Origin of the sequence: Neorhizobium sp. CSC1952, assembly GCF_030378245.1 — a bacterium.
GTDB lineage: Bacteria > Pseudomonadota > Alphaproteobacteria > Rhizobiales > Rhizobiaceae > Neorhizobium > Neorhizobium oryzae_A.
Window position 1 is genome coordinate 1,770,001 of record NZ_CP128416.1, and the last position, 25,768, is coordinate 1,795,768.

Below are 25,768 nucleotides of genomic sequence, written 5' to 3' on the forward strand. Positions count from 1 at the left end.
GAACTCACCGCGCGACGCACGGCCGCGACCTCGGCACTGGCCGCAAAGTATCTGGCGCGTCAGGACGCCGAGGTCATGCTGATGGCCGGCACCGGCCGGCTGTCCCTGAACCTGATGCAGGCCCATGCCGTGACGCGGCCCCTCAAACGGTTCCTGATATGGGGCCGGAACAAGGAGAAGGCGGAGGAAACGGCGGAGGATGCGCGGGCGCTCGGCCTCGATGCGGCCGCCGCCGGCGATCTCGCGGCCGCAGCCCGCCAGGCGGACATCATCTCCTGTGCAACGCTTTCCAGCGAACCGCTGATCCGCGGCGAATGGCTGAAGCCGGGCGCACATCTCGATCTCGTCGGCGCCTTCAAGCCGAGCATGCGCGAGAGCGACGACGAGGCCGTGCGGCGCTCTTCCGTATTCGTGGATACGCGAGCCGGAGCGATGAAGGAAGGCGGCGACATCGTCCAGCCGCTGGATAGCGGCGTTCTGACGAAGGACGGCATCAAGGCCGAACTCGCGGAGCTCCTCCATGGAAGACATCCCGGCCGCACCGGCCCCGACGAGATCACGCTCTTCAAGTCGGTCGGAGCGGCGCTCGAGGACCTTGCCGGCGCGATCCTCGCCTATCGCCGTGCCAGCGGACAGGTTTCCTCCTGATGGCCGCTTCGCCCGAGGCAGGCCCCATTGTCAAAAACCTGCCCAAGCTGCCCGTCACCGAGGTTCTGGGAGACATCACCGATGCCCTGGCGGGCGGCACGAGGGCGGTGCTCTCCGCCCCGCCGGGCGCCGGCAAAACGACGCTCGCCCCTCTCGCCCTGCTGGACCAGGCCTGGTGTACCGGGAAGATCATCCTGCTCGAACCGCGGCGGCTCGCCGCCCGAGCCGCCGCCTCGCGCATGGCTTTCCTGCTTGGCGAGGCCGTCGGCGAGCGGGTCGGCTACCGCATGCGGCTCGACAACCGCATTTCGGCAAGGACCCGGATCGAGGTGGTGACCGAAGGCGTCTTCGCCCGGATGATCCTCGACGACCCGGAGCTCGCGGGCGTTTCGGCGGTGATCTTCGACGAATTCCACGAGCGCTCGCTGGATGCGGATTTCGGGCTGGCGCTGGCGCTCGACGTGCAATCCGCATTGCGCGAAAACCTTCGCATCCTCGTCATGTCGGCAACGCTCGACGTCGAGCGGGTCGCCGAACTGCTCGACAATCCGCCGGTGATCAAGAGCGAGGGCCGGAGCTTTCCGATCGATATCCGGCATCGCGACCGGGCGCCGAACGAGCGCACCGAGGACGCAATGACGCGCGCCATCCTCGAAACGCATGCGAGCGAGCCAGGCTCGATCCTCGCCTTCCTGCCGGGACAAGCGGAAATCCTGCGCACCGCCGAACGGCTGGGGGGCCGGTTCGGACCGGAGACAACCGTCGTGCCGCTCTACGGCAACCTTTCCCAGAAGGAACAGGATCTGGCGATCAGGCCGGCCCCTGCCGGCAGCCGCAAGATCGTGCTCGCCACCTCGATCGCCGAGACCTCGATCACCATAGACGGCGTCCGGATCGTCATCGACAGCGGATTGCAGCGCCTGCCGGTCTTCGAGCCGGCAACGGGAATCACGAGGCTGGAGACGGTGCGCGTATCGCGCGCTTCGGCCGATCAGCGCGCCGGCCGCGCCGGACGTACCGAGCCTGGCATTGCGATCCGGCTCTGGCATCCGGGACAGACGGCGGCGCTGCAACCCTTCGCGCCGCCGCAGATTCTCGCAAGCGATCTCTCCGGGCTTGCGCTCGATCTCGCCCATTGGGGCGTGCAGGATCCGAGAACGCTCGCCTTTCTCGACCCGCCGCCCGGACCGGCCTTCAACGAGGCGAAGGCGCTGCTCACGGAGCTCGGTGCGCTCGACCCTCAGGGTGGCTTGACGGAGAAGGGCCGGCTGATGCGGGAACTCGCTCTTCCTCCCCGGCTCTCGGCCATGGCGATCTCAGCGGCGGAAGAAGGTTTTGGCAAGCAGGCCTGCCTGCTGGCCGTGCTTTTGACCGAACAGGGGCTGGGCGGAAACGATGTCGATCTGGACGAACGGCTGCGGCGCTTCCGCAACGAGCGCGGCGAAAGGGCAGATTCGGCCCGCAAGCTCGCGGAGCGAATCGCCTCCGGGCTGCCGAAGGGGAAGCAGTCGAGTGCTTCCGTGCCGGCCGGCCGGCTTCTGCTGCACGCCTATCCCGACCGGATCGCGCTGCAGCGCGGCGGGCGCGGGCGCTTCGTCATGGCGAACGGCCGCGGCGCGGAGCTGCCGGAAACGGAACGTCTCGCAGCCGCGCAGATGCTCGTCATCGCGGACCTCACCGGAAGGGCCGCACAGGCCCGTATCCTTGCGGCCGCGGAAATCAGCCGCGCCGACGTGGAGGCGGAACTTTCCGGGGCGATCCGCGAGAGCGACGAATGTTTCTTCGACCGGGCAAGCCGGCAGGTGCGCGCCCGCAAAGCGACACGGCTCGGCGCGATCGTCTTCGAGGAAAAGCCTCTTCCCCGCCCCACCGGCGAACGGGCGGCAAAAGCTCTGGCCGAAGGCGTGCGCGAACTGGGGCTGCAGATCCTGCCCTTCTCGAAAGACGGCATGCAGCTGCGCGAGCGGATCGGCTTCCTGCATCGCTCCATCGGCGAGCCCTGGCCGGACGTGAGCGACGAGGCGCTGCTCGCCCGGCTCGACGACTGGTTCGTGCCGTTCCAGGGGAATGCTTCAGGGCTCGATTCGATCAACCCCGGCAGCCTTTCGGAAGGCTTGCGGTCGCTCGTCCCGCACGAGGTCGCGCGCGATCTCGACAGGCTGGCGCCAACCCATTTCGAAGCGCCGACCGGCCAGCGGCATCCGATCCGCTACGATGGCGAGGAGCCGGTCCTGGCGATCCGCGTGCAGGAATTGTTCGGGCTGAAGAAACATCCGGCCGTGGCCGGCGGAAGGCTGCCGCTTCTGCTCGAGCTCACCTCACCGGCGCACCGGCCGATCCAGACGACGCGCGACCTGCCAGGTTTCTGGGCGGGGTCGTGGAAGGACGTGCGCGCCGAGATGCGCGGGCGCTATCCGAAACATCCCTGGCCGGAGGATCCCGCAGAGGCTTTGCCGACGACGCGTGCCAAACCGCGCGGGACGTGACAGAATGCCGCCTGCGACCTTAGGTCGAGCCGGTTTATGAAGCAGGCACGGACAACAGGTCGAAAGAGCAGGTTCAGGCAGTGAGCGTAGACAGTCCTTCCGTGCGTTATGCGCAATTCGGTCCTTCGAGCCGCCGCATCCGGCTCCAGACCCTCGTGCGGCTGCGCTGGCTTGCCGTCGCAGGGCAGACGATCACGGTCCTGATCGTCGCCTTCGTGCTGCAATTCCCCTTTCCGCTGATGGAAGCGGCGATCCTGATCGCGGCGCTCGCCGTCGCCAATCTCGCCCTTTCGGTCTGGTTTCCACCGACGCATCGCCTCGGCCCGAAATCGGCCCTGGCTCTGCTCGGCTTCGATCTCCTGCAGATGGCGGCGCTGCTTTACATCACCGGCGGCCTTGCCAACCCGTTCGCACCGCTGATCTGCGTTCCCGTCATCATCTCGTTCGCCTCGCAGCCGCTGCGCCATTCCGTGGCGCTGATCGTCTTCGCGCTCGTCTGCACCACCGTGCTCGCCTTCTCGCCCTATGACCTGCCCTGGCATGAGGGCGAGAACCTGCGCATTCAGCCGGTCCTGCAGGTAGCCGTATGGTGCTCGATCGCCTCGATGATGCTGTTTGCCGCCTTCTATGCCTATCGCGTCTCCCACGAGGCCACCCTGCTCTCCGATGCGCTCGCCGCCACGGAACTGGTTCTGGAAAGGGAAAAGCACCTCTCGCAGCTCGACGGGCTTGCCGCCGCGGCCGCCCACGAGCTCGGCACGCCGCTTGCCACGATCAGCGTCGTCGCCAAGGAGATGGAACGCGAGCTCGCCGGTGACGACCGGTTCCGGGAGGACGTGCAACTTCTGAGAAGCCAGAGCGAGCGCTGCCGGGACATTCTTCGCCGGCTCACGTCGCTCTCGGCCGAAAGCGACGCGCATATGCGCCGCCTGCCGCTCTCCTCGCTGATCGAGGAGGTCGTGGCGCCGCACCGGCAGTTCGGTATCGAGATCGAGCTCATCGAGAAGGACGATCGCGCCACCGAACCGGTCGGCAACCGCAATGCCGGCATCCTCTATGGGCTCGGCAACCTGATCGAAAACGCCGTCGACTACGCCAAGAGCAAGGTCACCGTCACCGTCGAACACAATGCCGAACAGGTGGCGATCACCATCGAGGACGACGGACAAGGTTATGCGCCGGATATTCTTTCCCGGATCGGCGAACCCTATATGACGAAAAGACCGAGGGAGGACGAGCGGGCCGGCGGTCTCGGCCTCGGCCTCTTCATCGCCAAGACGCTGCTCGAACGGTCCGGCGCCTCGATCCGGTTCGGCAACCGCAACAGCGGTGAAGCGGGCGCCCGCATTCATATCGAATGGCCGCGATCGGTCATGGAGACGCAGGATTCAAAATGATTTTGCGTGATCGTGGCAAGGGATCATAATGAAAAGGAATGCAGGTCCCGAACACCTGCGGAGAAGAAGAGAAGATGGAAACGCACCTCGAAAAGACCAAGGATCATACCGACCACGGACTGGGGCCCGATCCTTTCCTGCTGATCGTCGATGACGACGGCCCCTTCCTGCGCCGGCTGGCGCGCGCGATGGAAAGCCGCGGCTTCGTGGTGGATACGGCGGAATCCGTGGCCGAGGGTATCGCCAAGTCGAAAGCCCGCCCGCCGAAATATGCGGTGGTCGACCTGCGCCTTGGAGACGGCAACGGTCTCGACGTGATCGAGGCGATCCGGCAGAACCGCGAGGATACCAAGGTGATCGTGCTGACCGGCTACGGCAATATCGCCACCGCCGTGACGGCGGTAAAGCTCGGTGCGCTGGATTATCTCGCCAAGCCCGCCGACGCCGACGACATTTTCAGCGCTTTGACGCAGCGTCCCGGCGAAAAGGCGGATGTGCCGGAAAATCCGATGTCGGCCGACCGGGTGCGCTGGGAGCATATCCAGCGGGTCTACGAGATGTGCGAGCGCAATGTCTCGGAAACGGCCCGCCGGCTCAATATGCATCGCCGGACGCTGCAGCGCATCCTCGCCAAGCGCGCGCCGAAATAATCACATCTCTTCGAAGCTCTTGCCGTTCGCCCATTCGGCCAGCATCAACCGCTGGGCGGCGGCGCGCGAGAAATTGAGCGTCATCGCCTTGCGGGTGGCAGGCGGCAGCTTATGCTCCGGCGCGTCGCGCAGGAGATGGCCGCCATAACCATCCGAGAGGAAGAGCCCGCAATCTTCCGGGAAGATGTCGAGCGGCACGTCCTTGTGGGTGGCGAAAAACAGCCGGTCGCAATAGGCGCGGTATTCCGGCCATTTCCTGTCGACGCGAAAGTCTTCGATCGAAGTCTTGATCTCGACGATCCAGATCTCGCCCTTTTCCGAAATGGTGACCAGATCGGCACGTCTTCCGCTCGAAAGAACGAGTTCCGGCAGGATCGCGTGCCGCATGTCGTGCAACAGAATCTGCACGCCCCTGCGCACCATCATGGCCCGCGCCGACTGGCGTCCATCTATTAACGGATTGTTACTGACAACGTTGAGTATAGTCATGAATTCCCGTTGCCGCTTTCGGTAATGTTGCAAAAACGCAATGGCAATTTTCAATCATGCGCCGGCTCCCGGCGGACGCGCTGCAGCGGCTTGCCAAGACCAATGTAATCGAAAATAAACGGTGATCAAAGGTGGTCACACACCTGCCTCATTCGATTCATTCATCCCAAGAGATTTCCATGCGCGTCCGCAATAGCATGCTCGCACTCGGCCTGTTGGCGACTGTCGCCCTGGCCGGCTGCTCCACGACGGCTCCCGGAACCCAGGTCGCCGGCACCACCTACACGGAACAGATCTTCACCGACTCCTACGGCTCCATCAAGGATGCCGGCTATACATTGCCGGCGATCCCGATCAACCGCGTGGACAAGAAGTTCGTCCGCCAGATCGTCAGCTACTCGACCAGCGAGAAGCCCGGCACCGTCATCGTCAATACGCGCGAGCGCTTCCTTTATTATATCCTGCCGGGCGGCAAGGCCGTGCGCTACGGCATCGGCGTCGGCAAGCAGGGCTTTGCCTGGTCCGGCACCGCCTACGTCGCCTGGAAGCAGGAGTGGCCGACCTGGCACCCGCCGAAGGAAATGGCCGCCCGCCGGCCGGACGTCGCCCGCTACGTGGAAGCTGGCATGGGCCCCGGCCTCAACAACCCGCTCGGCGCCCGCGCCATGTATCTCTTCAACGAGAAGGGCCAGGACACGCTCTTCCGCCTGCACGGTACGCCCGAATGGAATTCCATCGGCACCGCCGCTTCGTCCGGCTGCATCCGCCTGATGAACCAGGACGTGATCGACCTCTACAGCCGGGTCCGTCCCGGCCGCAACACGAAGGTCGTCGTGATCCAGTAACCGCGAAAACCGATCAGAATCGAAAAAGGCCGCCGGAGAAATCTCCGGCGGCCTTTTCGTTGGCAATGGGGCAGAAGATCGCTCGCCGGTCAGCCGGCAAGCTTGGCCTTCAGTTCCTGCCTGCGGCGATGCAGCACGGGTTCGGTGTAACCGTTCGGCTGCTCGCGGCCCTTCAGCACCAGGTCGAGGGCTGCCTGAAACGCCACCGAGTCTTCGAAATCCTTCGCCATCGACCTATAGAGCGGATCGCCGGCATTCTGGCCGTCAACGACCGCCGCCATGCGCTTCATGGTCTCGACCACCTGCTCCTCGCTGACCAGCTTGTGATGGAGCCAGTTCGCCATGTGCTGGGCCGAGATGCGCAGCGTCGCCCGGTCTTCCATGAGCCCGACATTGTTGATGTCCGGCACTTTCGAGCAGCCGACGCCCTGGTCGATCCAGCGGACGACATAACCCAGAATTCCCTGCGCATTGTTGTCGAGCTCGCGCTGGATCTCCTCGGGCGTCCAGTTCGGCCGCTGCGCCACCGGCACCGAAAGGATGTCCGAAAGCTTGGCCCGGCCGCGGCTCTTGAGGCTTTCCTGAACGGCAGCGACGTCCACCTTGTGGTAGTGCGTGGCGTGCAGCGTTGCAGCGGTCGGCGACGGCACCCAGGCAGTGTTGGCGCCGGCCTTCGGATGGGCGATCTTCTGTTCCAGCATCGCCGCCATCAGGTCCGGCATGGCCCACATGCCCTTGCCGATCTGCGCGTGGCCGGAAAGACCGCATTCGAGACCGATGTCGACGTTCCAGTTCTCGTAGGCCGCGATCCAAGCAGCCTGTTTCATGTCGCCCTTGCGGATCATCGGCCCGGCTTCCATCGAGGTATGGATCTCGTCGCCGGTACGGTCGAGGAAGCCGGTATTGATGAAGACGACGCGCTCGCGCGCCTCGCGGATGCAGGCCTTGAGGTTCACCGTCGTACGGCGCTCCTCGTCCATGATGCCCATCTTCATAGTATTGGCCGGAAGACCCAGCGCCTGCTCGACGCGGGAGAAGATTTCGCAGGCGAAGGCGACCTCCTCCGGCCCGTGCATCTTCGGCTTCACCACATACATGGAGCCGGTGCGTGAATTCTGCCGGCGGCCGTTCGGGCCGATGTCATTGATGGCGATCAATGCCGTCACCATCGCATCCATGATGCCTTCCGGCACCTCGTTGCCATTCTGGTCGAGGACGGCGGGGTTGGTCATGAGGTGTCCGACATTGCGGATCAGCATCAGGGACCGGCGCTTCAGCACGAAATTCGAACCGTCCGGCGCCTTGTAATCCGTGTCGGGATTGAGCCTGCGCGTAAAGGTCTTGCCGCCCTTGGAAACCTCCTCCGAGAGATCGCCCTTCATCAGCCCGAGCCAGTTGCGATAGACGACGACCTTGTCCTGCGCATCGACGGCTGCGATCGAATCCTCGCAATCCATGATCGTGGTGATCGCCGATTCCAGCCAGACATCGGAAATCTTCGCCGGATCATCCTTGCCGATCGGCGTCGTGGCATCGATCAGGATTTCGACATGAAGGCCGTTCTTCTTGAGCAGAAGATGCGTCGGCTCGGCCGGTTCGCCGAGATAGCCGGCAAACTGGTCCGGATCGGCAAGATTGACCGTCTTGCCGTCCTGGGCGGCGGCGGTGAGTTTTCCGCCGGTGACGACGAAAGAGGTCACCTGGCTCCAGCTCGCTCCGGAGAGCGGCACGGATTGATCGAGAAAATCGCGTACCCAGGCGATGACCTTGGCGCCGCGGACAGGATTGTAACCCTTGCCCTTCTCCGCCCCATCCGTTTCGGAGATGGCGTCGGTGCCGTAGAGCGCATCGTAGAGCGAGCCCCAGCGGGCATTGGCGGCGTTCAGCGCATAGCGCGCATTCATCACCGGCACGACGAGCTGCGGGCCGGCGATCTCGGCGATTTCCGGATCGACCTTTTCCGTGGAGACCCGGAAATCCGGCCCTTCGGGCAGAAGGTAGCCGATGTCGCGCAGGAAGGCTTCATAGACGGCAAGATCGGCCGGCGCACCGTTCTTGCGATACCAGCCGTCGAGCTTTTCCTGGAAGGCGTCACGCTTCGAAAGCAGCTCGCGGTTCCTCGGAGCGAGGTCGTGGACGATCTTCGAAAATTCCGAGAAGAACCGGTCGGCATCGACACCGGTGCCCGGCAGCGCCTCCCTCACCAGGAATTCGTAAAGCGTTTCGTCGATCGAGAGACCATTTTTCTGCATCCGAGCCATCGGTTTCTCCAATTTGCGATAGTCCTTCAAGTCTCATTTGCGGGCCGGGAAATTGCAATCGCACAAATTTCAAATGACTTGTGCAATATCGGAGACAATCGCTTCCTGGAACCAGCCCGGTCCGGCCTATGCCGCAACCTCGCCATGCCGTTCCCAATAGGGCACCGGCCCGTAAAGTTCCGCGAGATATTCAATGAACGCCCGGACCTTGGAGGGAAGATGCCGGCGGCTCGGGTAGACCGCCGAGACGGAGACGTTCCTCGATCCTTCGTAACCCGGCATCACTCGCATCAGGCGTCCTTCCTTCAGCTCGCTGCCGATGTCCCATGTGGATCTCAGCGCGATGCCAAGCCCCGCGATCACCGCTTCCCGGATCACTTCGCTCGAATTGGTGTTCAGCCTTCCGGCCGGGCGGTACACCAGGGGACCTCGCGGGCCTTCCAGCCTCCAGGGTTCGCCGTTATGGGCGGTCAGGCAATGATGGTGCGCCAGATCCTCCATTCTTTCCGGGAGGCCGTAGCGTTCGATATAGGAAGGAGATGCGCAGAGGATACGCCGTACCTGGACAAGCTTGCGCGCGACAAGGCTCGAATCCTTCAGTTCGGATATGCGGATCGCGACGTCATAGCCTTCGGCGATGATGTCCGTGAATTCGTCCGAGAGCATGAGATCGATCGACAGATGCGGATGCGCCCGCATGAATGCCGGCAGATGCGGCGCTATGTGCATCCGCCCGAAAGAGGTCGGAGCGGAGATACGCAGGTTGCCGGCGATCTCGGTCGACTTCCCCGAGACGAATTTCTCGGCTTCCTCGATACCCGTCAGAACGTTCGCAATCCGCTCGTAGAAACCCTTGCCGGCGTCCGTCAGACCGATCTGGCGCGTGGTCCGCTGCAGAAGACGTGCCCCGAGCTGCTCCTCCAGCCGCTTGATGCGCTTCGAAACCACCCCCGGCGAAAGGCCCATGCTCTTGGCCGTGGCCGACATGCTTCCCGTGGCGACGACTTTGACGAAGATTTCGAGGTCGTCGAGATTGGTGATCACAGTGACTTGTTCCTGATCGGCATGAATGGCGAGCCACTATAGGCAATATCGCAAATATGGCTGCGGCAACAGCGGCAAGCGTCAGACAGCGGCAATCCTCGGCCGGCCGGTAGCCGTGGCAACGATACGGGCTTCGACCAGCTTTCGCGCGCCTTCGATTTCCGGCGCATCCGCTTCCTGCGAAAGGGTTACAACGGCATCCGCCGCGCCATCCGCCTCCGCCTGTGCGAGCGCCGCGGCGATGGCACGCTCGCGTCCGGCCGCGAGAGCGTCTTCCTCCCCGAGAACCAACAGCCTCTCGCCGGCGCCGGACACGATAAACCGGCCCTCATCGGGCGAGGTCACGACCACCGTGACGCTCGCGCGCACCTGCCCGACCACGGCGCCGACCGCATTGGCGACATCCGCATCGGCCGGGATGACCGGTTCCGCTCCGAGCATGCCGGCGACAGCCGGATAGTAGACCGGTGCAGAAGCGCCGAGCCCGATCAGCGGCCGATCGAGCGAAACGGAGAACCGCGCGATGCCTGGCGTTCTCCTGAGAGCCCGGTCGACGGCGAGCGAAACCGCCGGATCGATCGCCTCCGCGCCGTCTTCGGCAAGGCATGCGGCAAGCACCGCCTCGGCCGACTGTCGCGTCAGCCGGCTCACGATCTTTTCCGCCAGATCCTCCGGCGAGGCGGCGATCTCCCTTCCAGCGCCGTTTTTGCGGCGAGCCGCCAATTCAAGCCCGAGACGTGCCGCATCCGCCCGCCATTGATTCTGCTGCCCGAGCACGTGCAACGCATCCGAGGGAGTGATCCCCGAGAGATGCACAAGCCCGCGCGCCACGAGCCGGTCGAGCAGCGTCCTTTGCGAATTCATCGTGAGGAGATCATTGAGTGCCGTGGGCGCCATCCCGATTCGGGCATAAAGCGCCTGTTCCTGCGGCGGCAGGCCTTGCGCCACCGCATCAGGCACACCGGTGCGAACGGCGAAACGACCGTCATGGCGCCCGGCATGGCCGGCACGGAGCTGCCTTTCCAGCGTTGCGAGAATGATGTCGCCGTGCGCCATGGCCGCGAGGCTGAGCGGCAGCAGACGGCGGGGGCCAAGCGTGAACCGCGCTTCCAGTCCCCGGTCATCGATATGCACTTCGGAATCGCCGCCGAGGCCGTAGGTGCGCAGGGCCACCGCTTCCACCATGGTACGATGGCCGCCGACCACGGCGCCTTCTTCCGCAAGCTTCGGGCGCCCGCCGTCGAGCACCGCCACATCCGTCGTCGTTCCGCCGATATCGGAAACCACGGCCTGGTCGAGGCCGGTCAGATAGCGCGCGCCGACAAGGCTTGCGGCCGGGCCGGAAAGAATGGTTTCGATCGGCCTCAGCCGTGCCTCGGCGGCGGAGATCAACGCGCCGTCGCCGCGCACCACCATCATCGGCGCGGATATGCCTCGGCCGGCCAGAAAGCCCTCGCAGGATCCGATCAGCCGGTCGATGATCGAAACCAGCCGCGCATTCAAAAGCGTGGTCAGCGCCCGCTTCGGACCGCCCAGCTTCGATGAAAGCTCATGGCTGCAGGTGACCGGCAGATGCGAAAGCTCCCGGATCCGATCCCGAACCCGCATCTCGTGAGCCGGATTCCGGACCGCGAAATAGCCGGCGACGGCAAAGGAGGACACCGTCCTTGCAAGATCCGGCATGATCTCTTCCAAAGCCGTCATGTCGAGCTGGGTCTCGTTGCCGTGGACATCGTGGCCGCCAGGCAGGAAGATCACGGGATCATTGCCAAGCGCTTCCGAAAGCCCGCCGCGGGCGAGATCGTCCGGACCGAAACCGATCATGATCAGCGCCGCCCTGCCGCCCTGCCCTTCCACCAGCGCATTCGTGGCGAGCGTCGTGGACAGGGAGACGAGGCCGATCTGCGATGCCGCGGCTGCGCTTCTTTCCAGCACCGCGTCGACGGCACCGGCAATGCCGACTGCCAGATCGTGCCGTGTCGTCAACGCCTTTGCCTTGGCGAGGACGCCTTCTCCCTCACGGAACAGAACCGCATCCGTATAGGTGCCGCCGGTATCGATGCCGAGAAGGAAGGGTAAAGCCACACGAAAATCCTGGAAATGGTCTACAGGATCAATAACGCATAGCCAGCGAAGTTCAATTCGCCAGAGGAGACGCGTCGCGTCGCAGACCGACCCGCATCGGCATGCCGTCGCGCGGCTGGGTGGTCAGCTTCTGGACGGGCCAGATCTTCGTCTGCGGCGTCACGTCGAAACGGTAGCGGTGCATCAGCACGGCGAGCGCGATGACCGCCTCCTGCAGGGCGAAGGTCGCGCCGATGCAGGTGCGCGGGCCGACGCCGAAGGGCAAATACTGGAAACGGTTGATGCTGCCCCGGTTTTCCGGCAGGAAGCGCTCTGGCATGAAGGCGCGCGGCTTTTCCCACAGCAGCTCGTGACGGTGCAGCGTCCAGGGCATGACCAGCACGGTGACGCCGGCGTCGATCTTCACCGTCTGCCCTTCGGGACTTGTCCAGGAATCCTCTTCGATCGCGGCGCGATTGATCGACGGCGCCGGCGGATAAAGCCTCAGCGCCTCCTCGAATGACGCCCGCACCCAGGGCATCAGATCGAGCCATTCCACCGGCTCCGCGCCGGACGCGAGAACCCGGTCGATCTCCTCTTCCATGCGCTCGCGCACCTGCGGAGACTGCGCGACGCAATAGAGCGTCCAGGCGAGCGCGCGGGCCGTCGTCTCGTGACCGGCGCCGATGAAGGTGAGGATATTGTCCTCGATCTCGTCCATGGTGAGGCCGTCGGGACCTTCGAGCTGCAGCAGCAGCGTCAGGAAATCCTGCGGGACCTTATCCGGCTCCTCGCGCATGCGCCTCTGCCGTTCGATCATGGTCTCGGCCACGATCCCGCGGAACTTGTCGAGCACCTTCCTGCCGCCGATGCGGGTCAGCCGCGGCACCCAGGGCGGCGCGCGCATCATGTCCATGGGGTCGATCCGGCCCATGCGATGCAGGAGCGCATCGACATCTTCGGAGACCGACTCCTTGTCGCCGGCAATCTCGCCGGAGAACAGCGTCTCGGACAGGATGGCATAGGTGAGGTCGGTCATGTCGACGGAAATGTCGAAGACCTTGCCTTCGGTCCCGGCTGTCGCGTACCGCTCGGCGAACTCTTCCGATTTCCTCAGCATCTGGCCGGCAAAACCCTTGGAATGTCTCGGCGTGAAAACGGGCGCCATGGCCTTGCGCGACCGTTTCCAGACCTCGCCCTCTGCCGTCAGTAGACCATCTCTCAGGATCGGACGCAGGACGAGCTGCCGGATTTCCGACATCTCATAGTTGCCCGCATTGTCCACCAGCACATGCCGGATGAGACCCGGATGGTTGACGATGAGCGTGCGTTCCTTGAAGAACTTCGTCTGGATCCAGGGCAATGTATAGGAGGGTTTTCCCCAAAGCTCCAAGGGGTTGCGCAGCGCGATCCAGATCACCTCGATCGGGGTGAGAAGCCGGTTCCGCGGCACGGGGGCCGGCGGAGTGAAGGGTTCGGGGCGCATGTCCATCGACAACCCTCCTCAGGAGGTTTCCTACGGGACGAATATCAGCCTTCAAAGAAGGGATTTCAACTCGGCAATCTTGTCGTTGACCAGCCAGCCGTAATAGTTTTCCTCCGGCAGGCCGCCTCTCGCCTTGAGAGCCGCGGCGCGGGCAGCCGAGCCGCCGGTGTTGTAAAGCGTCGCCGTGACGCCCGGATTGTGAGAGATATCCATGCCCGCAATGGTCTTGTAGTCGTCGATCGCGCGGCGGATATTGGCAGCCATATAGGCGAGCGACTTGTCCGGATCCATGATCGCGTCGTAGACCGCCGCGGCCTTGTTCTCGTCGAGTTTCGGATAACCGGATGTCTTCGCCACCATGTCGGACAGCATGAGCGCCGTCAGTGGATTGACCTGGCCGAGGCCGAAGGTCTGGCCGGCGTAGAAGGGCTGGAAGAAAACGGCGCTGAAACGGTTGTCGGGGAAGGATTTTCCGCCGACGGCGCGGCCCCTGAAGCTCTTTTCCCAGACATTTTCGCGGCAGGTCCAGAGCCTGTAGGAGTCGGAAAGATCGCCGCACCGGTCAAATTCCGGCCGGGCGAGGAAATCTCCGATGGTTTCGTCCCCATAGCCGAAACGGAAGCTGTTGCCCGCATAGGCGGCCGCCTTGACGTAGTAGGTCTGCAGCCGGTCGTAGGCATCCACATTGTAGGTATGCTCGCCGACGATCGCGCCGATCATATGGATCGGATCGATGCCGTAATCGGCCGCCGTCGCCTTGATCTTGGCGATCAACCTCCTGTCGCTCGCAAGCAGGTCGCGGATCTTCTCATATTTGTCGTCGAACGTCGAACGCGCCGCGCGCGTGCGGCGCATCGAGGCGCCGGGCACTTTCGGCTGTTCCGCGTGCCGGTTGCCTTCCGGCACCATGACGAGGCCGCCCGCGAAAGCGGAAGAGGCCGCGGATGTCGCGACGACAAGAAGAAATGCGAGAAGAAGGCGTTTCAAGATTTGCGTGTCCAGGATTTCGTATGCCGATCGCCGGCAGGAGATGCTTGCAGCCATTCCGACCGACTCAGGTCTTGGGAGGCGGCCATTTCCATGAAAACGCGTCTCCCTTACGTGAAGCATAAGCTCCGTGTCGAGACGACGATATTCAAAATCCCGTCAGATTCCAATGAACGGCAGCCGGACGTTGCCCGGCTGCCACGTTCGTCCTTAGAGAATGTAGCGCGACAGGTCGGTATCAGCGGCGAGATCGCCGACATGCCTGCGCACATATTCCGCGTCGATCGTGACCGATGTGCCGCCCTGATCCGGAGCGCTGAACGAAATCTCGTCCAGCACGCGTTCCATGACGGTCTGCAGGCGGCGGGCGCCGATATTCTCCACCGAGGAGTTGAGGTGCACGGCCACGTCCGCCAGCGCGTCTATCGCGTCCTCGGTGAATTCGAGCGTCAGCTCCTCCGTTCCCATCAGCGCCTTGTACTGGCGGATGAGGCTTGCCTCCGTCTCCGTCAGGATGCGGCGGAAATCCTCCTTCGTCAGCGGTTTCAGTTCGACGCGGATCGGCAGGCGGCCCTGCAGCTCCGGCAGAAGATCCGAGGGCTTGGCGACATGGAAGGCGCCGGAAGCGATGAAGAGGACGTGATCCGTCTTCACCGGCCCGTATTTGGTGGAAACCGTCGTGCCTTCGACGAGCGGCAGCAGATCGCGCTGCACGCCTTCGCGGGAGACGCCGGCGCCCATGCCGCCGTCGCGGGCGGCGATCTTGTCGATTTCGTCCAGGAAGACGATGCCGTCGTTTTCGACCGCATGTACCGCTTCGCGCTGGATGACCTCGTTGTCGATCAGCTTGTCGGATTCGTCGCGTATCAGCTCGCCATAGGACTTCTCGACCGTGGTGCGGACCTTCTTGGTGCGGCCGCCCATGGCCTTGCCGAACATCTCGGACAGGTTCAGCACGCCGATATTGGCGCCCGGCATGCCGGGGATTTCAAAGCCAGGCATGCCCGAACCGGTATCGGCCACCTCGATATCGATCTCCTTGTCGTCCAACTCGCCCGCCCTGAGCTTCTTGCGGAAGCTTTCGCGGGTGGCGGGCGAAGCGGTCGAGCCGACCAGCGCGTCCAGGACGCGTTCCTCGGCGCTCATATGCGCCTTGGCCTGCACTTCGGCACGCTTCTTGTCGCGCACGAGGCCGATGCCGATCTCGACGAGATCGCGGATGATCTGCTCCACGTCCCGGCCGACATAGCCGACCTCGGTGAACTTGGTCGCCTCGACCTTGATGAAAGGGGCGCCGGCGAGCTTTGCCAGGCGGCGGGAGATCTCCGTCTTGCCGACGCCGGTCGGGCCGATCATCAGGATATTCTTCGGCATGACTTCATCGCGCAGGCTCTCGTCCAGCTGCTGGCGGCGCCAGCGGTTGCGGAGCGCGATCGCCACGGCGCGCTTGGCGTCGTGCTGGCCGATGATGTGCCGGTCAAGTTCGGAGACGATTTCTCGGGGGGAAAAATTGGTCATGATATCTCGTTCGCTTTCGGATCGTATTGCATGATCAGCACGTCGTTGCCGGTTCGGCCTTCGAGTTCGGGAACAGTCCGGAACCCGGCCTTGGAATAAGCGCGAACCGCACGAACATTGGCAGGATCAGGGTCTATGACAATGGTCTCGTGGCCGAGGTTGCGAAGAATGGCGGCAAAGGCGCTCAAAGCCGCAGAACCGATCCCCGCCGAGAGCTTGCCGGCATCGCCAATCGAAAGATCGACGCCGATCGCGTCGGACGGCAGTTCGAGCAGCCAGGGATTGTCCCGTGTCCATTCGTCGTTCTGGTGATGGCCCAGGAACCAGTACTGGATGTAACCGACCGGCTCGGCATCGAGCGTGAAGATAAAGGGTCGCGTTGTATCCTTCCCCTCCACCATGTCCTTGATGAAGCCAAGCTCTTCGTCCGGATCACCCCACCATTCCAGCATATGCGCCTCGTTCAGCCACCGGAGAAGCAGCGGGTAATGGGCCGGCTCTACCGGCTTGAAACCAATTCGGGCGGGATCAATCGGCGTCAAGCTCTTCCACCACGAGATTATGATTTGTGTAGACGCAGATGTCGGCGGCGATATCGAGTGCCTGCCTTGCGATCTCCTCGGCCGATTTGTCGGTGTCCATCATGGCGCGCGCGGCCGCATAGGCGAAATTGCCGCCGGAGCCGATCGCCATGGTTCCGTGTTCCGGCTCGAGAACGTCGCCGTTGCCGGTGACCGCAAGCGTGATCGACCTGTCGGCGACCAGCATCATCGCTTCGAGGTTGCGGAGATATTTGTCCGTGCGCCAGTCCTTGGCGAGCTCGACGGCCGCGCGCATGAGCTGGCCCGGATATTGTTCGAGCTTCTTTTCCAGCCTGTCGAGCAGCGTGAAGGCGTCCGCCGTCGCGCCGGCGAACCCGGCGACCACCTCGCCCTTGCCGATGCGGCGCACCTTGCGGGCGTTGCCCTTCATCACGGTCTGGCCAAGGCTCACCTGGCCATCTCCGGCCATGATCACCTTGCCGCCCTTGCGAACAGTAATAATCGTTGTCATTCGGCACCTGTCTGGCCCCATCGGGGGCATGGGTTGGAGGCACTTGCCGGCCTCGTTGAGCCCTATGTAAGAGGAGCTTGGCCGAATGCAATCTTGCGATACGCCGCCGGACAAAATGCCCGGCTTTTGCTGGATATTTGGCTTGGCCCCTGATAAGGAGCCGTGATCCAGGGCCGGAACCCGGTCCTCAGCATGGAGCAGACCCTTATGGGCGAAACGACAGTCGCGCGCACGGGAAGCATTTCCCGCAAGACCAACGAAACCTCCGTCTCCGTTTCCGTCAACCTCGACGGCACCGGCACGGCCAAGATTTCGACGGGCGTCGGCTTCTTCGACCATATGCTGGACCAGCTTTCGCGCCATTCGCTCATCGACATGGATATCGCCGTGAAGGGTGATCTGCATATCGACGACCACCACACGGTGGAGGACACCGGCATTGCGCTCGGCCAGGCGATTTCCAAGGCGCTCGGCGACCGCCGCGGCATCACTCGCTACGCCTCGCTCGATCTTGCCATGGACGAAACCATGACCAAGGCGGCGATCGACGTTTCCGGCCGGCCTTTCCTCGTCTGGAACGTCGCTTTCAGCGCGCCGAAGATCGGTACGTTCGATACCGAACTGGTGCGCGAGTTTTTCCAGGCCTTCGCCCAGAATGCCGGCATCACGCTGCATGTGCTGAACCATTACGGCGCCAACAACCATCATATCGCCGAGACCTGCTTCAAAGCCGTGGCGCGGACCTTGCGCACGGCAACCGAAATCGATCCGCGGCAGGCCAATCGCGTCCCCTCCACGAAGGGAATGCTGGTCTAACCGCTTCCGGGAGAAATTCCTTGAGAAGCTATCTCGTTCTGACGCCTCCCGACGATCCGACACGGGCCCCGGACAGGGATCACCGCTCGACACTCGTCCTGCCGGACGGGTTTTCGTGGACGGCGTTCTTCTTTCCCTGGGTCTGGCTCCTCTGGAACCGGCTCTGGCTCGCCGGGTTCGTCGTATTTCTCCTGCAAGGGCTGAGCGGTTTCCTGGTGCGCATGCCGGAATTCGAGATTGCTGGTATCCTTCTGGGGCTGGCGGTCGGTCTGCTCGTCGCCTTCGAAGGCCGACATTATCGCTCCGAAGCGCTGGTTCGCCGCGGATGGACCCTGGAAACGGTGATTTTCGCACCGAACCTCGATACGGCGGAGGAGATTTACTTCTCCGGCCTGCCGCAGCCGGAAAAACAACAGCTGCCGGCTTCGGCCGGTTGGGCAAAGCAGGCAAAGCCGCCCGCCGCCGGCTTGCCCAAGGGCTGGAATGAGCCGCATCTCGGCCTTTTCGACCATCAAGGAGGACGCTGATGCGCGTCGCAATCATCGACTACGGATCCGGCAACCTCAGATCCGCGACCAAGGCCTTCGAACGGGCCGCCCGCGAATCCGGCATCGACGCCGTGATCGATCTCACCGACAAGGCGGATGCTGTGGCGACCGCCGACCGGATAGTGCTGCCCGGCGTCGGCGCCTATGCCGATTGCCGCGCCGGCCTCGATGCCGTGCCCGGCATGCGGGAGGCCGTCATCGACGTCGTCGAGCACAAGGGCCGTCCTTTCCTCGGCATTTGCGTCGGCATGCAGCTCATGTCGTCGCGCGGGCTCGAAAAGACGGTCACCAAAGGGTTCGGCTGGATCGAGGGCGATGTCGTCGAGATGACGCCGAGCGATCCGGACCTGAAAATCCCGCAGATCGGCTGGAACACGCTCGACCTGCACCACCCGCACCCGCTCTTCGACGGCATCCCGACGGGACCCGACGGTCTGCACGCCTATTTCGTGCATTCCTACCATCTTGCCGCAAAACACCGGCACGACGTGATCGCAACCACCGAATACGGCGGAGCGATGACCGCCTTCGTCGGGCGCGACAACATGGCCGGCTCGCAATTTCACCCTGAGAAAAGCCAGGCATTAGGTCTTGCACTCATCTCCAATTTCCTGCGCTGGAAGCCCTGAGGAAGAAAACCCGGCTCGCGCAGACTGCCAAGGACTCGAAAACAGAATGATCCTATTTCCTGCAATCGACCTCAAAGACGGGCAATGCGTTCGCCTGAAGCTCGGCGACATGGACCAGGCGACCGTCTACAATCCCGATCCCGCCGCCCAGGCAAAGGCTTTCGAGGACCAGGGCTTCGAATGGCTGCATGTGGTCGATCTCAACGGTGCCTTCGCCGGCGAGAGTGTCAACGGCGCTGCCGTCGATGCCATCCTGAAAGCCACGAAGAACCCGGTCCAGCTCGGCGGCGGCATCCGTACCCTCGATCACATCGAAAACTGGCTGGCGCGCGGCCTTGCCCGCGTCATCCTCGGCACCGTGGCCGTGCGCGATCCGGCGCTGGTCGTCGAGGCCTGCAGGAAGTTTCCGGGCAAGGTCGCCGTCGGCATCGACGCCAAGGGCGGCAAGGTGGCGGTCGAGGGCTGGGCGGAAGCTTCAGAACTCGGCGTCATCGAGCTCGCGAGGAAGTTCGAAGGCGCCGGGGTTTCGGCGATCATCTATACGGATATCGACCGCGACGGCATTCTTGCCGGCATCAACTGGGCCTCGACGCTGGAGCTCGCCGATGCCGTCTCCATTCCCGTCATCGCATCCGGCGGGCTCGCCTCCCTCGACGACATCCGCCGCATGCTGGAGCCCGACGCGGCACGGCTGGAAGGCGCGATTTCCGGCCGCGCGCTCTATGACGGCCGCATCGACCCCCAGGAAGCGCTGGCGCTGATCCGCAGCAGGCAAGGACGTGCAGCATGACCCTCAAAGCCCGTGTTATCCCCTGCCTGGACGTGAAAGACGGTCGCGTCGTCAAGGGTGTCAATTTCGTCGATCTCATCGATGCCGGTGACCCCGTAGAGGCCGCGAAAGCCTATGACGCCGCCGGTGCCGACGAGCTCTGCTTCCTCGATATCGCCGCCTCCTCCGACAATCGCGAGACGATTTTCGACGTCGTCGCCCGCACCGCCGAGCACTGCTTCATGCCGCTCACCGTCGGCGGCGGGGTGCGCACCATCGCCGATATCCGCAAGCTGCTGCTTGCCGGTGCCGACAAGGTCTCCATCAATTCGGCGGCGGTCAGCAATCCGGATTTCGTGGCCGAAGCCGCCGACAAGTTCGGCAACCAGTGCATCGTCGTGTCGATCGACGCCAAGAAGGTCTCGGCCTCCGGCGAGACGGACCGCTGGGAGATATTCACCCATGGCGGACGCACCCCCACGGGAATCGACGCGGTCGAATTCGCGGTGAAGATGGTCGAACGCGGCGCCGGCGAGCTGCTCGTCACCTCGATGGACCGCGACGGCACGAAGAGCGGCTACGATCTCGGCCTCACGCGGGCGATCGCCGACAGCGTCCGGGCGCCGGTAATTGCGTCTGGCGGCGTCGGCACGCTGGACGATATGGTCGCGGGCATCACGGAAGGCCATGCGACTGCCGTTCTCGCCGCCTCGATTTTCCACTTCGGCACCTATACGGTGGGCCAGGCAAAGCATTATATGGCGGAACGCGGGATCGCCATGCGGCTCGACTGAACGAGCGGGAAGAGCGTTATGAGTGAATTTTCCTTGAACGACCTGGAGCGGATCGTCGCGACGAGAGCCCAGGCTTCGCCGGAGGAATCCTGGACGGCCAAGCTTGTTGCCGCCGGCCAGGAAAAGGCGGCCAAGAAGCTCGGCGAAGAAGCAACCGAAACCGTCATCGCGGCCATCAAGCAGGATCGCCGGAATCTGACGGCGGAGAGCGCGGACCTGCTCTATCATCTTTTGGTCGTCTTGAATATCGCGGCCGTGCCGCTACAGGATGTACTGGATGAACTCCAGAGGAGAACCGGCCAGTCCGGTCTTCAGGAAAAGGCGAGCCGGCAGACATCATGAACGTCGTAACTCAACCTGAGATGCCGGATACCGTGGGCAGCAGTACGGAATATTATTCCCCCTACCATCACTTCACCGCGGAAGAGTGGGCCAAGTTCCGTGCCGATACGCCGCTGACGCTCACCGCCGACGAGGTCGCGCGGCTGCGTTCCCTGGACGACCCGATCGATCTGGAAGAGGTGCGGCGGATCTATCTTTCGCTCTCGCGCCTGCTCTCCTCGCATGTGGAGGCATCCCAGCTGCTCTTCCAGCAGAGGAACCGTTTCCTCAGCCTTTCGAACGTCGCAAAGACGCCTTTCATCATCGGCATCGCCGGTTCGGTCGCGGTCGGCAAATCGACGACCGCCCGCATCCTGAAAGAACTGCTTGCCCGCTGGCCTTCCAGCCCGAAGGTCGATCTCATCACCACCGACGGGTTTCTCTATCCGAATGCCGTGCTCCATCGCGAAAACCTCATGGAGCGGAAGGGTTTTCCGGAAAGCTACGACGTCGGCGCCATTTTACGCTTCCTCTCCGCCATCAAGGCCGGGGAACCGAACGTCAAGGCGCCGCGCTATTCGCACCTCACCTACGACGTGCTGCCGGACGAGTTCACGCTGGTCGACCGGCCGGACATCCTGATTTTCGAAGGCATCAACGTGCTGCAGTCGCGGGCGCTTCCGGCGGACGGCAAGATCGTGCCGATCGTCTCGGACTTCTTCGATTTCTCGATCTATATCGATGCCGACGAGGAGCAGATCCACAACTGGTACGTCCAGCGCTTCATGAAGCTGCGCCAGACCGCTTTCCGCGATCCGACCTCCTACTTTAAGAAATATGCCGCGATCGACGCGGACGCGGCGCGCGCCGTCGCCGAGGGGCTCTGGGAAAACATCAACCTCAAGAATCTCCGGCAGAATATCGTTCCGACCAGGCCGCGCGCCGATCTCATCCTGCGCAAGGGCCGCAACCATCTGGTCGAAACCGTTTCGCTGCGAAAACTGTAGCGATCCATTCCCGGCTATCGGGGTTCGGCTCAGCTGTTGACCCGGCGCAGCGTGAGGTTGATGCGGCCGCCGTTCCTGAGAAGCGTCGAGGTGCCGGGGTAGATGCGGTCGACGCCGTGAAAAGCCAGGCGCCCGTCTCCGCCTAGAATGACGATATCCCCGCTCGACAGCCGGAACGAACCGGTCGGACCCTTGCGGTCGAGCCCGCCCACCCGGAAAAGGCAGCTGTTGCCGAGCGAGATGGATAGTACGGGCGCTGCGAGGTCGGTCTCGTCCCTGTCCTGGTGCAGGCCCATCTTCGCATCGTCGGAATAGAAATTGATCAGGCAGGCCTCCGGCGGCTTCGTATAGCCGGCAAGCTTTTGCCAGAGATCAAGCAGTTCTTCCGGCATGGCCGGCCAGGGTTTCTTCGTCGCCGGATGGAAGGATTGATAGCGATAGCCCTTCTCCTTGTCGGTCACCCAGCCGAGCGGACCGCAATTGGTCATGCGCACCGACATGGGTTTGCCGGTGCCGGGCATCTCGGGCACGTACAGGGGCGCTTCCGTGACGATGCCGCGGATCAGCCCGACCAGCCGCTCCTGCGCCGCGCGATCGAGATAGCCGGGCAGATGCCGGATGCCATTCGCAAGCGTCGCCAATTCACTCTCCCGTCGGGCGGCCGCGCATCTTCTTCACCTCCGAGCGGCCGGATTTCTCCTTCAGCCGGCGCTCGACCGAACCTTTCGTCGGCTTGGTGGCCTTGCGCGGCGGCGGTGGCGGCTTGGCGGCTTCGAGGATCAGTTCCTTCAGCCGCTCGCGCGCCTCCTCGCGATTGCGCTCCTGGCTGCGGGAACGGTTCGCCTCTATCATCAGCACGCCTTCCTTCGACACCCGTTTTCCGGCGAGCCTGATGGCATTCTGCTTGACGCGATCGGGCAGCGACGGAGAACCGGCGATATCGAAGAAAAGCTGGACGGCGGTCGATACCTTGTTGACGTTCTGGCCGCCCGGGCCGCCCGCCAGCACGAATTGCTCGGTCAGCTCCCATCCTGCAATGGTGATGCGGCTGTTGATGACGAGGGGATTGCTGGCCATGGCGGTCTGATCGTTTTCCTGAGGCGCATGCCGCCCGAAACTCGCATCCATATTCGAGCGGTAACGGCAGGCCGCATCTTTTCCCACAAAGCCGCCCAAAAGAAAACCGCCGGCGCGAGGGCCGGCGGTTTCACGTGAATCCTTAATGCGAACTATTCGGCGGCGACGAGCAAGCCCGGGGCGGCGTCGCGGACCTTGCTGTCGACGTGATTTTCGAACTTCTCGAAATTCGCGATGAACATCGACACCAGCTTCCGGGCCTGGGCGTCGTAGGCGGCACCGTCCGCCCAGGTCGAGCGCGGGTCGAGGATGGAATTGTCGACGCCCTCGACGGCAACCGGCACTGCGAAGCCGAAATTCGGATCGATGCGGAATTCCGCGTTGTTGAGGCTGCCGTTCAGTGCGGCCGCCAGAAGAGCGCGGGTCGCCTTGATCGGCATGCGGCGGCCGATGCCGTAGGCGCCGCCGGTCCAGCCGGTGTTGACCAGCCAGCAATCGACGCCGTGACGGGCGATCAGCTCCTTGAGCAGGTTGCCGTATTCGGCCGGATGGCGCGGCATGAACGGGGCGCCGAAGCAGGTCGAGAACGTGGCTTCCGGTTCGGTCACGCCCTTTTCCGTGCCGGCGACCTTGGCGGTATAGCCGGAAAGGAAGTGGTACATGGCCTGTTCCGGCGTCAGCTTGGCGATCGGCGGCATGACGCCGAAGGCATCGGCGGTCAGCATGATGATCGTCTTCGGATGCGGCGCAAGGCCGGTATCGGACGCGTTCGGAATGAAGTGCAGCGGATAGGCGCTGCGGGTGTTTTCCGTCAGCGAGCCGTCGTTGAAATCCGGCACGCGGTTTTCATCGAGAACGACGTTTTCGAGCACGGTGCCGAAACGGCGGGTTGCGGCATAGATTTCCGGCTCGGCCTCGGCCGAAAGCTTGATCGCCTTGGCGTAGCAGCCGCCCTCGAAGTTGAAGATGCCGTTCTCGCCCCAGCCGTGCTCGTCGTCGCCGATCAGCGTGCGGTTCGGGTCGGCCGAAAGCGTCGTCTTGCCGGTGCCCGAAAGGCCGAAGAAGACGGCCGAATCCCCGTCCTTGCCGAGGTTGGCCGAGCAATGCATCGGCATGACGCCCTTGGCCGGCAGCAGGTAGTTGAGAACGGTGAAGACGGACTTCTTGTTCTCGCCCGCATAGGACGTGCCGCCGATCAGGACCAGGCCGTTCGTCAGGTCGCAGGCGATCACCGTCTCGGTGCGGCAGCCGTGGCGGGCGGGATCGGCCTTGAAGCTCGGCAGGTTGATGATCGTCAGCTTCTGCCGGAAGCCCGTCAGCGTGTCGCGGTTCGGGCGGATCAGAAGGTTGCGGATGAAGAGCGCGTGCCAGGCAAGCTCCGTGACCACCCGGGTCGGCAGGGCGTTTTCCTCGTCGGCGCCGCCGATCAGGTCCTGCACATAGAGCGTCTTGCCCGCCGCATGCGCCAGCATGTCCTTCCGCAACACTTCGAAATGTTCCGGCGACATGGGCTTGTTGTTGTCCCACCAGATCCGGTTTTCGGTATCGGCGTCCCGGACGACGAATTTGTCCTTCGGAGAACGGCCCGTATGCTGGCCGGTGATCGCCCGCAGCGCGCCGTCGGCAGTGACATCGGCTTCACCGCGGCGAATGGCTTCCTCGTAAAGCTCGACCTCGGAAAGGTTGTAATTGACGCGCGACACCCCGCCGAGACCGATCGCCGCTAACCCATTGGACGGGTTGTGAAGTCCAAACTCCTCCATGCGCGCATTCCTTCCGCTAACCGTTGAACGTGCTGCGAAATTAATGACAGAATTCTGAAAGGGCAAGAGGGAGGCATGGAATTGTTTAATAATATCAATTAATTAATCGATTTAAAAAACTTTATTCCTCTTTAAATCGGTTTAGGAACTTTTTTGATCCTCATCCGGGATGGCGCAATATGAAGGCCTAAATGATGCGACCGTAGGCCGCCCCTTTAACTTTGCCACAATTTGTTCCACCTTTATACTCAAGAAGCGCGTCGGCTTATGGCGCCTGGGCTGGGGTGATTCCAGGAGATGCGCATAAATGGTGACGGAGACGGAGAGTATGCAGACAATCGCGCTCGTAGATGACGACCGCAACATCCTGACGTCGGTGTCGATCGCACTGGAAGCGGAAGGATACAAGGTCGAAACCTATACGGACGGCGCCTCCGCCCTCGACGGGCTGGTTGCCCGTCCCCCGCAACTGGCGATCTTCGATATCAAGATGCCGCGTATGGACGGAATGGAGCTGCTGCGCCGGCTGCGGCAGAAATCCGACCTGCCGGTGATCTTCCTCACCTCCAAGGATGAGGAAATCGACGAGCTGTTCGGGCTGAAGATGGGTGCGGATGATTTCATCACCAAGCCTTTCTCCCAGCGACTGCTGGTGGAACGGGTGAAGGCGATCCTGCGCCGCGCGGGCAGCCGCGATGCGCAAGTCGGCGGCACGAAGACGGTGCCGGACCAACAGGCGGCCCGAACATTGGAGCGCGGCCAGCTCCTCATGGACCAGGAGCGTCATACCTGCACCTGGAAGGGTGAGCCCGTGACGCTGACGGTGACCGAGTTCCTGATCCTGCATTCGCTGGCGCAGCGGCCGGGCGTGGTCAAAAGCCGCGACGCGTTGATGGATGCGGCTTACGACGAGCAGGTCTATGTGGACGACCGTACGATCGACAGCCACATCAAGCGGCTGCGCAAGAAGTTCAAAATGGTTGACGGCGACTTCGACATGATCGAAACGCTCTACGGCGTTGGCTATCGCTTCCGCGAGGCTGCCTGACCGGCTCCTTGCGAAAGCTTAACTTGAGGCCACGGCCGGATCGGGGATAAACTGATCCGGTGGAAGGA

At 63.2% G+C, this 25,768-nt stretch carries 25 protein-coding genes (1 of these 25 cut by a window edge); 13 read left to right on the forward strand and 12 right to left on the reverse strand.

Annotated features, from left to right (window positions below):
• From QTA58_RS08935 to QTA58_RS08950, 4 genes are all read left to right on the forward strand, one after another.
• Nucleotides 1-648, forward strand: partial view of an ornithine cyclodeaminase family protein gene (locus tag QTA58_RS08935; protein WP_289672498.1) — the 3' portion only. 306 nt of this gene lie to the left of the window's left edge; only the last 648 of its 954 coding nucleotides appear in the window; the start codon falls outside the window, past its left edge; it ends in the stop codon at nt 646-648.
• Nucleotides 648-3,134, forward strand: coding sequence for an ATP-dependent helicase HrpB (gene hrpB, locus QTA58_RS08940; RefSeq protein ID WP_289672499.1), 2,487 nt, complete (start codon nt 648-650; stop codon nt 3,132-3,134). Before QTA58_RS08935 ends, hrpB begins: the two co-directional genes overlap by 1 nt.
• Nucleotides 3,135-3,214: 80 nt before the next feature.
• Nucleotides 3,215-4,531 (forward strand): ActS/PrrB/RegB family redox-sensitive histidine kinase, encoded by a 1,317-nt coding sequence (locus QTA58_RS08945; RefSeq protein WP_289672500.1) that lies wholly within the window; start codon nt 3,215-3,217, stop codon nt 4,529-4,531.
• A 74-nt stretch (nt 4,532-4,605) separates the two neighbouring features.
• Nucleotides 4,606-5,181: an ActR/PrrA/RegA family redox response regulator transcription factor gene (locus tag QTA58_RS08950; protein ID WP_085423301.1), complete on the forward strand. Its 576-nt coding sequence runs from the start codon at nt 4,606-4,608 to the stop codon at nt 5,179-5,181.
• Here QTA58_RS08950 and QTA58_RS08955 read toward each other — a convergent pair whose 3' ends face one another.
• Nucleotides 5,182-5,670, reverse strand: coding sequence for an MmcB family DNA repair protein (locus QTA58_RS08955; protein ID WP_085421649.1), 489 nt, complete (start codon nt 5,668-5,670; stop codon nt 5,182-5,184).
• Between the two features lie 179 nt (nt 5,671-5,849).
• On the opposite strand from QTA58_RS08955, the gene QTA58_RS08960 reads away from it, so the two are divergent.
• The gene (locus tag QTA58_RS08960; protein ID WP_085421648.1) at nt 5,850-6,515 is read left to right on the forward strand and encodes a L,D-transpeptidase; all 666 of its coding nucleotides are present in this window, start codon (nt 5,850-5,852) and stop codon (nt 6,513-6,515) included.
• Between the two features lie 89 nt (nt 6,516-6,604).
• Here the strand turns inward: QTA58_RS08960 and QTA58_RS08965 are convergent, their stop codons facing one another.
• The 8 genes from QTA58_RS08965 to hslV form a co-directional block, all read right to left on the reverse strand.
• Nucleotides 6,605-8,776 (reverse strand): malate synthase G, encoded by a 2,172-nt coding sequence (locus QTA58_RS08965; protein ID WP_289672501.1) that lies wholly within the window; start codon nt 8,774-8,776, stop codon nt 6,605-6,607.
• Between the two features lie 126 nt (nt 8,777-8,902).
• Nucleotides 8,903-9,817, reverse strand: coding sequence for a LysR family transcriptional regulator (locus QTA58_RS08970; protein ID WP_289673074.1), 915 nt, complete (start codon nt 9,815-9,817; stop codon nt 8,903-8,905).
• 84 nt (nt 9,818-9,901) lie between these two features.
• Nucleotides 9,902-11,905: a hydantoinase/oxoprolinase family protein gene (locus QTA58_RS08975; protein ID WP_289672502.1), complete on the reverse strand. Its 2,004-nt coding sequence runs from the start codon at nt 11,903-11,905 to the stop codon at nt 9,902-9,904.
• 52 nt (nt 11,906-11,957) lie between these two features.
• The gene (locus tag QTA58_RS08980; RefSeq protein ID WP_289672503.1) at nt 11,958-13,376 is read right to left on the reverse strand and encodes a cytochrome P450; all 1,419 of its coding nucleotides are present in this window, start codon (nt 13,374-13,376) and stop codon (nt 11,958-11,960) included.
• 45 nt (nt 13,377-13,421) lie between these two features.
• On the reverse strand, nt 13,422-14,357 hold the full coding sequence (locus tag QTA58_RS08985; RefSeq protein ID WP_289672504.1) for a DUF1402 family protein: 936 nt from the start codon (nt 14,355-14,357) through the stop codon (nt 13,422-13,424).
• A 210-nt stretch (nt 14,358-14,567) separates the two neighbouring features.
• On the reverse strand, nt 14,568-15,875 hold the full coding sequence (gene hslU, locus QTA58_RS08990) for an ATP-dependent protease ATPase subunit HslU (RefSeq protein ID WP_085421644.1): 1,308 nt from the start codon (nt 15,873-15,875) through the stop codon (nt 14,568-14,570).
• A complete protein-coding gene (locus QTA58_RS08995; protein WP_289672505.1) occupies nt 15,872-16,417 on the reverse strand; it encodes a GNAT family N-acetyltransferase in 546 nt (181 codons plus the stop codon). Before QTA58_RS08995 ends, hslU begins: the two co-directional genes overlap by 4 nt.
• Nucleotides 16,404-16,928 carry an ATP-dependent protease subunit HslV gene (gene hslV, locus QTA58_RS09000; protein WP_085421642.1) on the reverse strand — a complete coding sequence of 175 codons (525 nt, stop codon included), beginning with the start codon at nt 16,926-16,928 and terminating at the stop codon, nt 16,404-16,406. The genes QTA58_RS08995 and hslV overlap by 14 nt, the downstream gene beginning before the upstream one ends.
• A 207-nt stretch (nt 16,929-17,135) precedes the next feature.
• On the opposite strand from hslV, the gene hisB reads away from it, so the two are divergent.
• Genes hisB through coaA form a run of 7 tightly spaced genes read left to right on the forward strand, consistent with a single transcriptional unit; the run spans nt 17,136 to nt 21,812 of the window.
• Nucleotides 17,136-17,744: an imidazoleglycerol-phosphate dehydratase HisB gene (hisB, locus tag QTA58_RS09005; protein ID WP_085421641.1), complete on the forward strand. Its 609-nt coding sequence runs from the start codon at nt 17,136-17,138 to the stop codon at nt 17,742-17,744.
• 20 nt (nt 17,745-17,764) lie between these two features.
• Nucleotides 17,765-18,271: a DUF2628 domain-containing protein gene (locus QTA58_RS09010; RefSeq protein ID WP_289672506.1), complete on the forward strand. Its 507-nt coding sequence runs from the start codon at nt 17,765-17,767 to the stop codon at nt 18,269-18,271.
• Nucleotides 18,271-18,921, forward strand: a complete 651-nt coding sequence (gene hisH, locus QTA58_RS09015; protein WP_289672507.1) for an imidazole glycerol phosphate synthase subunit HisH — start codon at nt 18,271-18,273, stop codon at nt 18,919-18,921. The genes QTA58_RS09010 and hisH overlap by 1 nt, the downstream gene beginning before the upstream one ends.
• Before the next feature lie 46 nt (nt 18,922-18,967).
• Nucleotides 18,968-19,711, forward strand: coding sequence for a 1-(5-phosphoribosyl)-5-[(5-phosphoribosylamino)methylideneamino]imidazole-4-carboxamide isomerase (gene hisA / locus QTA58_RS09020; RefSeq protein WP_289672508.1), 744 nt, complete (start codon nt 18,968-18,970; stop codon nt 19,709-19,711).
• Nucleotides 19,708-20,484, forward strand: coding sequence for an imidazole glycerol phosphate synthase subunit HisF (gene hisF, locus QTA58_RS09025; RefSeq protein WP_289672509.1), 777 nt, complete (start codon nt 19,708-19,710; stop codon nt 20,482-20,484). Before hisA ends, hisF begins: the two co-directional genes overlap by 4 nt.
• 18 nt (nt 20,485-20,502) lie before the next feature.
• The gene (locus QTA58_RS09030) at nt 20,503-20,826 is read left to right on the forward strand and encodes a phosphoribosyl-ATP diphosphatase (RefSeq protein WP_085421637.1); all 324 of its coding nucleotides are present in this window, start codon (nt 20,503-20,505) and stop codon (nt 20,824-20,826) included.
• Nucleotides 20,823-21,812: a type I pantothenate kinase gene (coaA, locus tag QTA58_RS09035; protein ID WP_289672510.1), complete on the forward strand. Its 990-nt coding sequence runs from the start codon at nt 20,823-20,825 to the stop codon at nt 21,810-21,812. The genes QTA58_RS09030 and coaA overlap by 4 nt, the downstream gene beginning before the upstream one ends.
• A 29-nt stretch (nt 21,813-21,841) precedes the next feature.
• Here the strand turns inward: coaA and QTA58_RS09040 are convergent, their stop codons facing one another.
• The 3 genes from QTA58_RS09040 to QTA58_RS09050 form a co-directional block, all read right to left on the reverse strand.
• Nucleotides 21,842-22,453 carry an alpha-ketoglutarate-dependent dioxygenase AlkB gene (locus QTA58_RS09040; RefSeq protein WP_289672511.1) on the reverse strand — a complete coding sequence of 204 codons (612 nt, stop codon included), beginning with the start codon at nt 22,451-22,453 and terminating at the stop codon, nt 21,842-21,844.
• 1 nt (nt 22,454) lies between these two features.
• A complete protein-coding gene (arfB, locus tag QTA58_RS09045) occupies nt 22,455-22,889 on the reverse strand; it encodes an alternative ribosome rescue aminoacyl-tRNA hydrolase ArfB (protein WP_289672512.1) in 435 nt (144 codons plus the stop codon).
• A 152-nt stretch (nt 22,890-23,041) separates the two neighbouring features.
• Entirely contained in the window at nt 23,042-24,652 is a 1,611-nt protein-coding gene (locus QTA58_RS09050) for a phosphoenolpyruvate carboxykinase (RefSeq protein ID WP_289672513.1), read from the reverse strand.
• A 328-nt stretch (nt 24,653-24,980) separates the two neighbouring features.
• Here QTA58_RS09050 and QTA58_RS09055 point away from each other — a divergent pair, with 328 nt between their 5' ends.
• Nucleotides 24,981-25,700 (forward strand): response regulator transcription factor, encoded by a 720-nt coding sequence (locus tag QTA58_RS09055; RefSeq protein WP_289672514.1) that lies wholly within the window; start codon nt 24,981-24,983, stop codon nt 25,698-25,700.
• Nucleotides 25,701-25,768: the final 68 nt, after the last annotated feature.

What these genes read in the sequence shown, in the direction of transcription:
- hrpB (WP_289672499.1), top strand. Translation starts at nt 648, where the DNA reads ATGGCCGCTTCGCCCGAGGCAGGCCCCATTGTCAAAAACCTGCCCAAG.
- QTA58_RS08950 (WP_085423301.1), top strand. Translation starts at nt 4,606, where the DNA reads ATGGAAACGCACCTCGAAAAGACCAAGGATCATACCGACCACGGACTG.
- QTA58_RS08955 (WP_085421649.1), bottom strand. Translation starts at nt 5,670, where the DNA reads ATGACTATACTCAACGTTGTCAGTAACAATCCGTTAATAGATGGACGC.
- QTA58_RS08960 (WP_085421648.1), top strand. Translation starts at nt 5,850, where the DNA reads ATGCGCGTCCGCAATAGCATGCTCGCACTCGGCCTGTTGGCGACTGTC.
- QTA58_RS08965 (WP_289672501.1), bottom strand. Translation starts at nt 8,776, where the DNA reads ATGGCTCGGATGCAGAAAAATGGTCTCTCGATCGACGAAACGCTTTAC.
- QTA58_RS08980 (WP_289672503.1), bottom strand. Translation starts at nt 13,376, where the DNA reads ATGGACATGCGCCCCGAACCCTTCACTCCGCCGGCCCCCGTGCCGCGG.
- hslU (WP_085421644.1), bottom strand. Translation starts at nt 15,875, where the DNA reads ATGACCAATTTTTCCCCCCGAGAAATCGTCTCCGAACTTGACCGGCAC.
- hslV (WP_085421642.1), bottom strand. Translation starts at nt 16,928, where the DNA reads ATGACAACGATTATTACTGTTCGCAAGGGCGGCAAGGTGATCATGGCC.
- hisB (WP_085421641.1), top strand. Translation starts at nt 17,136, where the DNA reads ATGGGCGAAACGACAGTCGCGCGCACGGGAAGCATTTCCCGCAAGACC.
- hisH (WP_289672507.1), top strand. Translation starts at nt 18,271, where the DNA reads ATGCGCGTCGCAATCATCGACTACGGATCCGGCAACCTCAGATCCGCG.
- hisA (WP_289672508.1), top strand. Translation starts at nt 18,968, where the DNA reads ATGATCCTATTTCCTGCAATCGACCTCAAAGACGGGCAATGCGTTCGC.
- hisF (WP_289672509.1), top strand. Translation starts at nt 19,708, where the DNA reads ATGACCCTCAAAGCCCGTGTTATCCCCTGCCTGGACGTGAAAGACGGT.
- QTA58_RS09030 (WP_085421637.1), top strand. Translation starts at nt 20,503, where the DNA reads ATGAGTGAATTTTCCTTGAACGACCTGGAGCGGATCGTCGCGACGAGA.
- coaA (WP_289672510.1), top strand. Translation starts at nt 20,823, where the DNA reads ATGAACGTCGTAACTCAACCTGAGATGCCGGATACCGTGGGCAGCAGT.
- arfB (WP_289672512.1), bottom strand. Translation starts at nt 22,889, where the DNA reads ATGGCCAGCAATCCCCTCGTCATCAACAGCCGCATCACCATTGCAGGA.
- QTA58_RS09050 (WP_289672513.1), bottom strand. Translation starts at nt 24,652, where the DNA reads ATGGAGGAGTTTGGACTTCACAACCCGTCCAATGGGTTAGCGGCGATC.
- QTA58_RS09055 (WP_289672514.1), top strand. Translation starts at nt 24,981, where the DNA reads ATGCAGACAATCGCGCTCGTAGATGACGACCGCAACATCCTGACGTCG.